This is a genomic window from Microbacterium sp., from assembly GCF_011620665.1.
In the GTDB taxonomy this organism is placed as follows: Bacteria; Actinomycetota; Actinomycetes; order Actinomycetales; family Microbacteriaceae; genus Microbacterium.
In genome coordinates this window covers 12,825-24,444 of sequence record NZ_WOYQ01000008.1, presented here as the reverse complement: position 1 = coordinate 24,444, position 11,620 = coordinate 12,825, and the positions used below count along the sequence as shown (strand labels likewise).

Genomic DNA, 11,620 nt, shown 5'->3' with positions numbered 1-11,620 from the left:
GTTGCAGGATCTCGCTCACGGCATTCCTCTCGACAGCAATCGGCCGGCGGGAGGCCGACGAAACCATGGTGCCTCACCGGCACCGCCCTCGCTCGCATCGAACACGCTCACGCCGCGCAGCCACGTGCGGCGCACGCGACCGTGCAGCAGCTTGCCGTCATAGGCGGAGATCGGGTTGCGGTGCTGCAGCGCGCGCGCGTCGATGCGCAGCGGATCGTCGAGACCGAACGCGGTGAGGTGAGCGGGCGCTCCGACTGCGATCTCGCCGGCACCGCTGAGACCGGCCACGCGCGCGGGGCCGGTCGTGAACAGCGGCACGAGCGTCTCCAGCGGGATGCCGCGCCGGCGCGCCTCGGTCCACACCGCCGACAGGCCCACCTGCAGTCCGGCGATGCCGCCCCACGCAAGACCGAAGTCACCACCGCCGGAGCGCTTGAGATCGACGGTGGACGGCGAGTGGTCGCTGACGATCGCGTCGATCGTTCCGTCGACGATCCCCTGCCAGAGCAGGTCCTGGTTGGCCGCCTCGCGAATCGGGGGGCAGCACTTGAACTCACTCGCGCCGTCGGGGATCTCCTCCGCGGAGATCGTGAGGTAGTGCGGACAGGTCTCGACCGTGAGATCCACCCCCGCCGCCTTCGCCGCGGCGATCGCCGGAAGGGCTCGCGCATCGCTGAGGTGGAGGATGTGGGCGCGCGCGCCGTGCCGCCGCGCCGCGGCGATGACCGCCTCGATCGCGGCCTCTTCGCTGGCCGCGGGGCGGGATGTGAGGAAGGCGGCGTACCCGCGGCCGAGGGCACCGGCATCCGTCAGCAGGTCCGGGTCTTCGGCGTGGACGATCAGGCGCGAGTCGAGCGCCGCGACCTCGGCCATCGCCCGGTCGAGCTGATCCCGGTCGAGGTGGCCGAACTCGTCGACTCCGCTGGGGGCGAGGAAGCTCTTGAACCCGTAGACCCCGGCCTCGTGCACGGGGCCGAGAGCGCCCAGGTTCTCGGGCACGGCTCCGCCCCAGAATCCGACGTCGACGTAGGCGGATGCCGCGGCGGCGGCGCGCTTGATCTCGAGGGCCGCGACGGTCGTCGTGGGGGGGATCGAGTTCAGCGGCATGTCGATCAGAGTCGTGACACCGCCGGCCGCGGCGGCAAGAGTCGCCGAGCGGAATCCCTCCCACTCGGTGCGGCCCGGTTCGTTGACGTGCACATGGGAGTCGACCAACCCCGGCAGGAGCACGGCGTCCGCGGGCACGCCGACGGGTATCGCGCGGGCGACGCGCGTCTGCACCGGCACGAGATCGCGGATCGTCCCGTCCTCCACGACGACCGCGGCGGGCTGGAACGACCCGTCGACGTAGGCCCGGGAGGCGCGGACGATGAGGCGCTCGCGTGTCATCGCGCCACGGGTTCCGACGTGTTCATCGCACCACTCCCGGTCTGTGCTGGCCGCCACGGGTATCGTCGACCTCACGGCCGAACGATGGGCGGCAAGCCCAACTATAGGTTTCCTGCCGCGACCGCACGGATGGACGTATGACGATCGAAGAGTTCAACGCACTGCCCGACGACGCGGCCGCCGCGGCCGCAGCCGTGTGGGCCGACGTGCCGAAATGGGTCTCCGCCCTCGTCGCCGCCCGCCCGTACCCGTCGGCCGCCGCGCTGCGCGACGCCGCCTGGTCGGCCGCGCCGTGGTCCGCCGACGAAGTCGACATCGCGCTGGCCCACCATCCGCGCATCGGCGAACGGCCGGCTCCCGGCCAGCAGGGGGCCTCCGACTCGGCGCGAGAACAGGCGTCGATGTCCAGTGCGCCGGATGACGTCGCGGCGGCGATCGCCGCCGGCAACCTCGCCTATGAGGCCCGGTTCGGCCGCGTGTTCCTCATCCGTGCGGCGGGACGCTCGCCCGCGGAGATCCTCCTCCGGCTGCGCGAGCGGCTCGGCAACGACGACGCGACCGAGTCCGCAGTCGTCGCCCAGCAGCTCCGCGAGATCGCCGTGCTGCGCCTCGAGCAGACGGTGACCGCGTGAGCACCCACCTGACGACCCATGTCCTCGACGCGACTGCGGGCGCGCCCGCAGTCGGCGTAGCCGTCGCCCTGGCCGGCCCCGACGGTGAAGCGATCGCGACCGGGCTCACCGATGCCGACGGGCGCTTGGCACTCGGGCCGGAGCGTCTCGCACGCGGCGACTACACGCTCGCGTTCCAGACCGGCCCGTACTTCGCCGCGCGCGGGGTCGACACGTTCTACCCGCGGGTCACGATCGCCTTCACCGTCGCAGACCTGCCCCACTACCACGTGCCGCTGCTGCTGAGCCCGTTCGGCTACTCCACCTATCGCGGCTCCTGAGTCTTCAACACCTCGGCATCCGTTCGAAACGCCCCGGTGACACACCACCCCTAGCGTGCCGGTATGAAGGTCATCATCGTCGGAGCAGGCATCGGCGGGACGAGCGCGGGAATCGCCCTAGCACGTCTGGGCCACGAGGTCGTGATCTACGACCAGATGCGCGAGAACAAGCCGGTCGGGGCGGCGCTGTCGCTGTGGTCGAACGGTGTCAAGGTCCTCAACTGGCTCGGCCTCGCCGACGAGGTCGCCGCGCTCGGCGGTGACATGGCCGACATGGTCTACCGGGACGGAGCCAGCGGCGAGATCCTCTGCGACTTCTCGCTGGCGCCGGTGACGGCCCAGTCCGGGCAGAAGCCCTATCCGGTGGCCCGCGCCGACCTGCAGGCCGCGCTGATGGACCGGTTCGGCCGTGAGCGCATCCACCTGAACACGAAGATGGTCGCGATCGCCGATGACGGCGCCCGCGTGACCGTCACATTCGCCGACGGCAGCGACGACACGGCAGACCTGCTGATCGGCGCGGACGGCGCCCGCTCGCTCACCCGCGCCTACGTGCAGCCGGAGGGGGCGCCCGAGGTCGTGCGCGAGTATTGCGGATACACGAACTTCAACGGCCTGATCCCCGTCGATCCGGCGATCGGCCGGCCGACGGCCTGGACGACGTACGTCGCCGACGGCAAACGAGCGGCGGTCATGCCGGTCGCCGGCGATCGTTTCTACTTCTGGTTCGATGTACCCCAGCCCGCCGGCCTGCCCTACGACCGCGCCGAGGGCAAGGCCCCCCTGCTGGCGGCGTTCGCGGGATGGGCACCCGGTGTGCAGGCGCTGCTGGAGGCGATCGACCCCGTGACCTCGCTGAACCGCGTCGACATCTGGGACATCACCCCGTTCGAGACCTGGACGAAGGGCCGTGTGGCGATCCTCGGCGATGCGGCCCACAACACGGCACCGGACATCGGGCAGGGCGCGTGCTCGGCGCTCGAAGATGCCTTCGCTTTGGGGATCGCCTTCGCGACGAACACCCTGAGCGTCGAAGACACCCTGAAGAGATACGAGCGGGTCCGTGTCGAGCGGGCCGGCGACCTCGTGCTGCGGGCGCGCAGGCGTGGCCACGAGACGCACGCGTTCGACGCGGACGCCACGGCCGCCTGGTACGCGAGCCTGCGGGGCACCGACGGTGCGGGGATCATCCGTGGCATCGTGGGCAACATCGCCGGCACCCCGGTCGATCTCGGCGGGAGACTGCCCGGCGATTGACCGGGGTCGCCAGGCTGAGGCGGCGGTGCGCCCTGCACGCCTACGCCTACGCCTACTACTCCTTCCTCTCCTCCTCCTCCGTCTCCGGGTCATCGAGCACATGAGTCGGGATCAGCCCGGTCCCGGTTGCGTCGGCGTGCGTGAGCGCGGCGGCGGCGGGGCCGCGGACCGCGTCGTAGGCGCCGATCGACGCCTCGCCCGCCTGGGCGGTGCGCACCTGATCGCTGTTGAGGAGGAGGTTCAGCAGGATCGCCACGATCGCACCGGCCGAGATGCCCGAGTCGAAGATCAGCTGGAACCAGTCGGGGAACTCGTCGTAGATCGCGGGGGTCACCGTCGGCAGCAGCGCGACGCCGACCGACAGGGCGACGACGAGGACGTTCTTGTTGTTGAACTTCACCTTCGTCAGGGTGCGGATGCCGCTGGCGGCCACCATGCCGAACAGCGCGATGCCGGCACCGCCGAGCACGGCACGAGGAACGCCCTCGACCGCGGCGGCGACCTTCGGGATGAGTCCGAGCACGACGAGGATGCCGCCCGCCATGGTCGCGACGTAGCGAGAGCGCACTCCGGTGAGGGAGACCAGACCGACGTTCTGCGCGAACGCCGTGTACGGGAACGTGTTGAACATGCCGCCGAGAAGAGTGCCGAGGCCATCCGCGCGGAGCCCATCGGCCAGCTGACGACGGGCGACCGGCTTGTCGACGATCTCGCCGACGGCGATCATGTCGCCGGTCGTCTCGGTCATGATCACGATCCCGACCACGAGCATCGACAGGATCGAGAAGATCTCGAAGGTCGGGAGCCCGAAGTGGAACGGAGTGACGACCGCGAACCAGGCGGCATCCCCGACCCCTGACCAGTCCACCATGCCCGGCACGAGCAGAGCCACCAGCGTTCCGACCACCAGCCCCAGCAGGACGGAGACGCGGGCGAGTGCGGCCGGTGCGAACCGTTCGAGCAGCACGATGAACAGGAGCGTGCCGAACGCGAAGGCGACATTGACGGGTGGCGCGCCCGGCGCCTCCGTGGTCGACCCCGTCATGATCCAGCCCGCGGCCACGCGCATGAGCGACAGCCCGATGATGAGGATCACGGTGCCGGTGACGATGGGCGGAAAGAAGCGCAGCAACTGGGCGAAGAACGGCGCGATGAGGATCATGAACAGGCCGACGGCGATCACGGAGCCGAAGATCGTCGTGATGCCGTGCTGCTGGCCGATCGCGATCATCGGCCCGACGGCGGCGAAGGTGACGCCCTGCATGAGCGGCAGTCGCACGCCGAACCGCCAGAAGCCGACCGATTGGACGATCGTGGCGATGCCGGCGATGAACAGGTCGGCGCTGATGAGGAAGGCGAGATCGGCCGAGCTGTAGCCGAGCGCGCCGCCGACGATCAGCGGCACCGCGACCGCGCCGGCGTACAGCGCCAGCACGTGCTGCAGACCGAGCGGGAACAGGCGGGCCAGAGGGGGTATCGAATCGACCGTGTTGTCGTCCTCCTGGGGTGCCTCGGCTGCCGCCTGCACGTCGATCTCGGTCATCTCGAGCCTCCTCATCGGGGCGAGACCGTCACGACAGCCCCGCGCCATCGCCGTTGCGGTGACCCTAGGACGAGCCCACCGACGCGGGAAGAGTCCGCCGACGACTGTCGCGCAGGCTTTACCGCGCTGTCACACGCCGGAAAAACACGACCGGCGAGGCGTCATAGCGCGCCGACCCACTCGGTCGTGCCGTCAGTGAAGCGCTGCTCCTTCCAGATGGGCAGCAGCGCCTTGAGCTCGTCGACCAGTTCCGCGCACGCCGCGAACGCCGCGGCTCGATGGGCCGACGAGACGGCGCAGACGATCGCGGCCTCGCCGACGCGGAGCCGGCCGGTCCGGTGCACGGCGGCGAGCCGCACCCCCTCGTGCGCGTCTGCGACACGCGCGCAGACCGCGGCGATGACCTCCGTCGCGCCCGGATGAGCGGTGTATTCCAGTGCCGTGACGCCACGGCCGTCGTCGTGATCGCGCACGACCCCTTCGAAGGTGACCAGAGCGCCGGCCGACGCGCCGGCCACGAGGGCGGCGACGGCGCGCGCGTCGATGGATGCTGCCGTGATCTCCGCCCGCAGCACGCGCTCGTGCTCCGTCGTGGTCATGCGTGATCACCGCCGTCGAGCTGGTCGAGAAGATGATCGAGCAGCGGGTCGAGCACCCCGATGCCGTCGCGGACGCCTCCGGGTGACCCGGGCAGGTTCACGATGATCACACCGTCGGCGGTGACCCCGGCCAGGCCGCGGCTCAGCAGTGCGTGCGCCGTCGTGGCGGCACCGCGCCGTCGCAGCTCCTCGGCGATGCCGGGCAGAGGACGCGCCAGCAGAGGCGCCGTCTGCTCGGGCGTCGCATCGGTGGGAGAGACGCCCGTGCCGCCGGTGGTGACCACCAGGCGCGCGCCGCTCTCGATGGCGCGCCGCAGCGCCCGCCCGACCGGGGGTCCGTCGGGGATGACGCGCGTGTCGACGTCCCAGCCGCGCCCGGCGAGCCACCCCGACAGGACCGGACCCGTGCGGTCCTGTCGCAGACCCTGGGCGACGCGGGTCGAGCAGACGAGGACGACGGCGGCGGTCACGTCCGCCGCCAGGCTCCGGAGCGTCCGCCGTCTTTCGCGACGACCGCGATGCCGCCGATGACGGCGTCCCGGTCGACCGCCTTGATCATGTCGTAGAGGGTCAGGGCCGCGACGCTGACGGCCGTCAGCGCCTCCATCTCCACTCCGGTCGGACCGGTCGTGGTCACCGTCGCCTCGATCAGGACGTCCGTCGTGCGGGGCGTGATCTCGACCGTGATGGCGCTGATCGGCAGCGGATGGCACAGCGGAACCAGGTTCGCGGTCTGCTTCGCCCCCATGATCCCCGCGACGCGTGCGACCGCGATCGCCTCACCCTTGGGCAGGTGCCCGTCGGCGATCCGGGCGACGACGTCCGGCCGCGTGGTCAGCACACCCTGCGCCGTCGCCACCCGCCGGGTCGCCTGCTTCGCGGACACGTCGACCATGTGCACGGCACCGTCCGCGCGCTGGTGGGTCAGTCCGTGCTCGTCAGCGGCATCCATCGATCCTCCAGGTCTCCACGTCGTCGCCGACGGCCAGCCGCTCGACCTCCGCCGGCAGGTGGATGAGCACCGTGGAGCGGGCGTACGCGTGCAGCAGGTGCGAGGACGCGCCGCCGACGGCGCGCACACGGCCGTCGGCATCCACGATGCCACGTCGCACCTGGTGCAGGCCGCGCGGGGACTCGAGGGCTTCGGCCAGGGGCAGTTGCGCGCGTGGTCGCTCGACGGCGGCGGACGATCCGCCGGTGGCCAGTGCAGCCAGCAGCGGACGCAGGAACACCTCAAAGGAGACCAGGCACGAGACGGGGTTTCCCGGGAAGCAGATCACAGGGATCTCACCGGCTCCGGTGCTCACCGTTCCGAGCCCCTGCGGTCCGCCGGGCTGCATCGCGACGGCGCCGAACCAGACCCCGAGGGGTGCGAGCAGGTCGCGGACCACCTCTCGGGCACCGGCGCTCACGCCGCCGACAGTGACCAGCAGGTCGGCACCGGGCAGCGTCGCATCCAGGATCGCGCGCAGCCGCACCGGGTCGTCGCTCTCGCACGGTGCGACGATGATCTCTGCGCCGGCATCGGCCAGCGCGAGCCCCAGCGAGAAGCTGTTCGCGTCATGGATCTGCCCGGGAGCGAGCGTTTCGCCGGGCTGGCGCACTTCGTGACCCGTCACGATCAGCAGCACCCGCGGCCGCCGGCGCACCGATACCGCGAGCGCGCCCGCGGCGGCCAGCACGCCCAGCGCCGCCGGCGTCAGGGCGGAGCCTGCGCGTAGCAGCAGGTCTCCGGCGGCGACGTCACTGCCGGCACGGCGGACGAACCTGCCCGGCGGGACGGATGCCGCCATCCGCACCCGCGCGTGATCGCCGAACCACGGCGGATCGGCTTCTTCGATCGGGACGACGGCGTCGGCCCCCGCCGGCATCGGCGCGCCGGTCATGATCGGGACGGCCTGCCCTGTCCGGAGGAGCGCGCCGGGCTCGCCTGCCACGGTCGCGGGGAGCACGTCGAGAGCCGCGGGCGCGTCGGCGGCCGCAGCGGTCAGGTCGGCGGCCCGAACCGCGTAGCCGTCCATCTGCGCGTTGTCGAAGAGCGGCAGCGATGCGGCAGCGACCACATCCGCGGCCAGGATGCGGTCGCGCCAACGGTGGGGATCTCGTGCCAGCGAGGTCAGCGCGACCGGCAGCTCTTCGACGCCCAGCCCGGCGGGGGCCGCCGGGTCGAGTCCGGTCGCGGCCAGTACGGCGACGACGGCCGCGCGATGATCGGCGACACTGCGCCTGCCCCGAGTCATGCGTCCTCCCGCGTCGAGGTGCGAATCGAGGTGTCTGACACCACGCGGCCGGAACGCAGACCGATGGCGCGCACCGCGAGCGCGGCGACGTCCGCAGTGTCGTGGCTGACGATGACCGCTGTGCGCCCCGCCAGTTCGCGCGCGAGCAACGCGCGCATCGGCGGGACCCCGGCCACGTCGAGGGCGGCGAACGGCTCGTCCAGCAGGAGGATGCGCGGCTCGGCGGCCAGCGCCCGGGCCAGTGCGACACGCTGGGCCTGACCGCCCGACAGCTCCGTGGAGCGTCGTCCGGCGAACGCGGACATTCCGACCTCGTCGAGCCAGCGGTCCGCCGCCGCACGAGACTCCGTCCGGGACCGGCCATGACTTCGCGGACCGAAAGCGACGTTCTCGCGCACGCTGAGGTGCGGGAACAGCAGCACCCGCTGGCTCATGAGCACGACGCCGCGGCGGTGCGACTCCCTCCAGACCCGGGCACCCATGAGAACCTCGTCCCCGACGATGAGCTCGCCCTCGTCGGGGACGAGGAGCCCGGCGAAGACCGCCAGCACGGTCGACTTGCCAGATCCGTTGGGCCCCGCGATCGCCGTCGTGACGCCCTCCTCGAGGCTCAGGTCGACGTCGAGGTCCCGCGCGGACACACGCGCGCGCAGCCGGATCACGGCGACTCCCGTCGGATCGTTGCGGGACGATAGGCCAGCGCGACACCGGCGATCGCCAGGACGATCAGCACGAGCGCGAGGGCCACCGCGGAGTCCGCGTCGCTCTCGCGCACGAGATAGATCTGCAGGGGCAGCGTGCGCGTGACCCCCTGGAGGCTGCCCGCGAAGGCCAGAGTGGCTCCGAACTCGCCGAGGCTGCGGGCGAACGCCATCACGGCGCCCGAGACCAGCCCGGGCACGATCATCGGCAGCGTCACGTGCAGCAGCACGCGGGTGGGCGAGGCCCCGAGCGTCGCGGCGATGCCCTCGAACCGCTCCCCCGTGCTGCGCGCGGCGCCCTCGATTCCCAGGACGACGAACGGCAGCGAGACGAACACCTGCGCCATCACGACGGCGACCGTCGTGAACGGCAGCCGGATGCCGGCGACCTCGAGCACCTGACCCAGCAGCCCGCGCCGCCCGAACGTGTACAGCAGCGCGATCCCGCCGATCACGGGCGGCAGCACGAGCGGCACGAGCACGAGCGCGCGCAGCACATTGCGGCCGATGAACCGGGCGCGGGCGAACACCAGCGCCATCGGCACGCCGAGCGCGAGGCACACGACCGTGCTCACCGCCGCCGTCCGCAGGCTCAGCCACAGCGCGTCGAGCGAACTGGGCTGTGTCAGCAGGGACCACAGCCGCGCCGGGTCCGCACGGAGGGCGAGTGCGAGCAGCGGGATCGTGATCACGAGGAAGCCGATGACCGCGGGCAGAATCAGCCAGCGGGGGAGCCCCGGAGACGCGTGGGGGCGGCTCATGGCGCCGGCCGGAATCCGGCTGCCGCCAGTTGCGCCTGGGCGTCGGCGCTCAGGACGAAGGCGACGAAAGCCGCGGCGAGTTCCGGCTGCCGGGCACCGGTGACGGCGGCTATCGGGTAGTCGTTGACCGCGCTGCCGGCTTCGGCGAAAGGCACGCCGGCGACGGCGCCCCCGGCCGCGAGCACGTCGGTCGCATACACGAGACCTGCGTCGGCCTCGCCCGAGACCACCTTGCCGAGCACGTCGGTGACGGAGTTCTCCTCGCTGACGGGATGCAGCTCGATTCCGGTCAAGGTCTCGACTGCCGCCGTCGCCGCGCCGCAGGGCACCTCCGGTGCGCAGACGACCAGGACCAGGGCCGGGTCGGCGAGATCGGCGAACGACGCGATGCCGGCCGGGTTCCCGGGCGTCGTCGCGATCTCGAGGACGTTCGAGACGAAGACCTCGGGGTCTTCGGCCGCACCCGCGTCGACGACGGTCTGCATCGTGGCCAGGTCGGCCGAGGCGAAGACATCGGCCGGGGCCCCCTCGGTGATCTGCGATGCGAGGCCGGCAGAGCCGTCGAAGACGAGACTGACCGTGACCCCGGGATTCCGGTCCTCGAACTCCGCGGCCAGCGCGGTGAAGATCTCACTCAGGGAAGCAGCCGCGAAGACCGTGAGCGCCCCGGTGGGCGCCTCGGAAGCGGTGGACGCCGGCGTCCCCGTAGGGGAGTCGGATCCTCCCCCGGCCCCACACGCAGTCAGGGCGAACGCCGCCGTCGTCAACACGGCGGCGGCTCGCAGGGGGGGGATCTTCAACGTCGGCCCGGTTGTGACCGAGGGGACGCGGTGGTGACCGCACTGCAGATGATCCGCGATGGCGCCATGACCGGAGAATACCGGCTCGGCTGCGGGCGTGAGGCGCACCGGCATCCGTTTTCGCGCTCCGAGCGTGCGGGCGGCGGCATCGGCGGCGATCCCGCGTGGCGTCGCTGTTACCGTGTAACCACCCGTTCTCGCCTTCGGAGGCTCGATGCCCGCTCTGCCCCCTCTGAACCAGGTGCACCCGGTGCACCCGGTGCACCCGGTGGGCCGGGTATGAGCATCGGACTCGGGATGCCGGGCATCCGGCCGACGATCGACCTCGCGACGAGGCCCGCGTCGCCTGCCCTCATCGACCGCTTCGGCCGGGTGGCGACGGACCTGCGCGTGTCGCTGACCGATCGCTGCAACCTCCGCTGCACCTACTGCATGCCGGCAGACGGATTGCCGTGGACGCCGACGGCTGATCTGCTCTCGCCCGACGAGATCGCCCGGCTGATCGGCATCGCCGTGCGGGAGCTGGGCGTCACGTCGGTGCGCTTCACAGGCGGCGAGCCGTTGCTGCGCGCCGATCTCGTCGAGATCGTCGCCCGGACGGCCGCTCTCGACCCGCGTCCCGAGATCGCCCTGACCACGAACGGCATCGGACTCGAGCAGCGGGCCGTTGCGCTGCGGCAGGCGGGGCTGAATCGCATCAACGTGTCCCTGGACGCCCTCGACGACGAGGCCTTCACGCGCATCGCCCGTCGTCCCCTGCTGCGCCGGACGCTCGCCGGCATCGATGCGGCCGCGGCCGCGGGCATCGCCCCCGTGAAGATCAACGCGGTCCTGGTCTCAGACGTCGAGGTCGACCCGGTCGAGCTGCTGCAGTGGGCGCTCGCGCGCGGACATGAACTCCGCTTCATCGAGCAGATGCCGCTCGATGCCGACCGGAGCTGGCGGCGCGCCGACCTGGTCACCGCCGGTGACGTGCGCCGGCGCCTGTCGGAGAGGTACACGCTTGTGCCCGATTCCGCACCGCGCGAGGGTGCGCCCGCGCAGCGCTGGCACGTCCATCCGCTCGGTCGTGCCGATACGGCGCCCCTGGGTGCCGTGGGCATCATCGCCTCGGTGACCGAGCCCTTCTGCGGCGACTGCCGGCGCACGCGGCTGACGGCCCAGGGGACGGTGCGCGCCTGCCTGTTCTCGCACGACGAGGTGCCCCTGGCGACCGCCCTCCGCACGGGCGCCGACGACGACCAACTGGCCGATCTGTGGCGCGCCGCGATGTGGGCCAAGCCCGCCGGGCACGGCATCGACCGGCCGGGGTTCGCGCCGCCGCAGCGCAGCATGAGCGAGATCGGAGGATGAGGGTGGCAGGGATCATCCGGGTGCG

The 11,620-nt window shown here is 71.8% G+C and carries 13 protein-coding genes; 4 read left to right on the top strand and 9 right to left on the bottom strand.

The features are described from left to right. Positions 1–15: 15 nt before the first annotated feature. Positions 16–1,389 carry an allantoinase AllB gene (gene allB / locus QZV81_RS01740; RefSeq protein ID WP_292831636.1) on the bottom strand — a complete coding sequence of 458 codons (1,374 nt, stop codon included), beginning with the start codon at positions 1,387–1,389 and terminating at the stop codon, positions 16–18. A gap of 137 nt (positions 1,390–1,526) precedes the next feature. On the opposite strand from allB, the gene uraD reads away from it, so the two are divergent. The 3 genes from uraD to hpxO all read left to right on the top strand — a co-directional run bounded on the left by uraD (position 1,527) and on the right by hpxO (position 3,598). After that, on the top strand, positions 1,527–2,021 hold the full coding sequence (gene uraD, locus QZV81_RS01735) for a 2-oxo-4-hydroxy-4-carboxy-5-ureidoimidazoline decarboxylase (protein ID WP_292831543.1): 495 nt from the start codon (positions 1,527–1,529) through the stop codon (positions 2,019–2,021). Continuing rightward, a complete protein-coding gene (gene uraH, locus QZV81_RS01730; RefSeq protein ID WP_292831540.1) occupies positions 2,018–2,341 on the top strand; it encodes a hydroxyisourate hydrolase in 324 nt (107 codons plus the stop codon). The genes uraD and uraH overlap by 4 nt, the downstream gene beginning before the upstream one ends. Before the next feature lie 63 nt (positions 2,342–2,404). Further along, a complete protein-coding gene (gene hpxO / locus QZV81_RS01725; protein ID WP_292831537.1) occupies positions 2,405–3,598 on the top strand; it encodes an FAD-dependent urate hydroxylase HpxO in 1,194 nt (397 codons plus the stop codon). A gap of 55 nt (positions 3,599–3,653) precedes the next feature. Here hpxO and QZV81_RS01720 read toward each other — a convergent pair whose 3' ends face one another. From QZV81_RS01720 to modA, 8 genes are all read right to left on the bottom strand, one after another. Next, complete coding sequence (locus tag QZV81_RS01720; protein WP_292831534.1) at positions 3,654–5,141, bottom strand: nucleobase:cation symporter-2 family protein; 1,488 nt, start codon at positions 5,139–5,141, stop codon at positions 3,654–3,656. 161 nt (positions 5,142–5,302) lie between these two features. Further along, complete coding sequence (locus QZV81_RS01715) at positions 5,303–5,740, bottom strand: molybdenum cofactor biosynthesis protein MoaE (protein WP_292831531.1); 438 nt, start codon at positions 5,738–5,740, stop codon at positions 5,303–5,305. Beyond that, entirely contained in the window at positions 5,737–6,210 is a 474-nt protein-coding gene (locus QZV81_RS01710) for a MogA/MoaB family molybdenum cofactor biosynthesis protein (protein WP_292831528.1), read from the bottom strand. Before QZV81_RS01710 ends, QZV81_RS01715 begins: the two co-directional genes overlap by 4 nt. Beyond that, positions 6,207–6,692 (bottom strand): cyclic pyranopterin monophosphate synthase MoaC, encoded by a 486-nt coding sequence (moaC, locus tag QZV81_RS01705; protein ID WP_292831525.1) that lies wholly within the window; start codon positions 6,690–6,692, stop codon positions 6,207–6,209. Before moaC ends, QZV81_RS01710 begins: the two co-directional genes overlap by 4 nt. Next, entirely contained in the window at positions 6,679–7,980 is a 1,302-nt protein-coding gene (gene glp / locus QZV81_RS01700; protein ID WP_292831522.1) for a gephyrin-like molybdotransferase Glp, read from the bottom strand. Before glp ends, moaC begins: the two co-directional genes overlap by 14 nt. Next, positions 7,977–8,642, bottom strand: coding sequence for an ATP-binding cassette domain-containing protein (locus tag QZV81_RS01695; protein WP_292831519.1), 666 nt, complete (start codon positions 8,640–8,642; stop codon positions 7,977–7,979). Before QZV81_RS01695 ends, glp begins: the two co-directional genes overlap by 4 nt. After that, on the bottom strand, positions 8,639–9,442 hold the full coding sequence (locus QZV81_RS01690; RefSeq protein ID WP_292831516.1) for an ABC transporter permease: 804 nt from the start codon (positions 9,440–9,442) through the stop codon (positions 8,639–8,641). The genes QZV81_RS01695 and QZV81_RS01690 overlap by 4 nt, the downstream gene beginning before the upstream one ends. Continuing rightward, positions 9,439–10,242 (bottom strand): molybdate ABC transporter substrate-binding protein, encoded by an 804-nt coding sequence (gene modA / locus QZV81_RS01685; protein ID WP_292831513.1) that lies wholly within the window; start codon positions 10,240–10,242, stop codon positions 9,439–9,441. The genes QZV81_RS01690 and modA overlap by 4 nt, the downstream gene beginning before the upstream one ends. Positions 10,243–10,521: 279 nt before the next feature. Between modA and moaA the strand changes: the two genes are divergently transcribed. Beyond that, the gene (moaA, locus tag QZV81_RS01680; RefSeq protein WP_292831510.1) at positions 10,522–11,595 is read left to right on the top strand and encodes a GTP 3',8-cyclase MoaA; all 1,074 of its coding nucleotides are present in this window, start codon (positions 10,522–10,524) and stop codon (positions 11,593–11,595) included. The last annotated feature ends 25 nt before the right edge of the window (positions 11,596–11,620 follow it).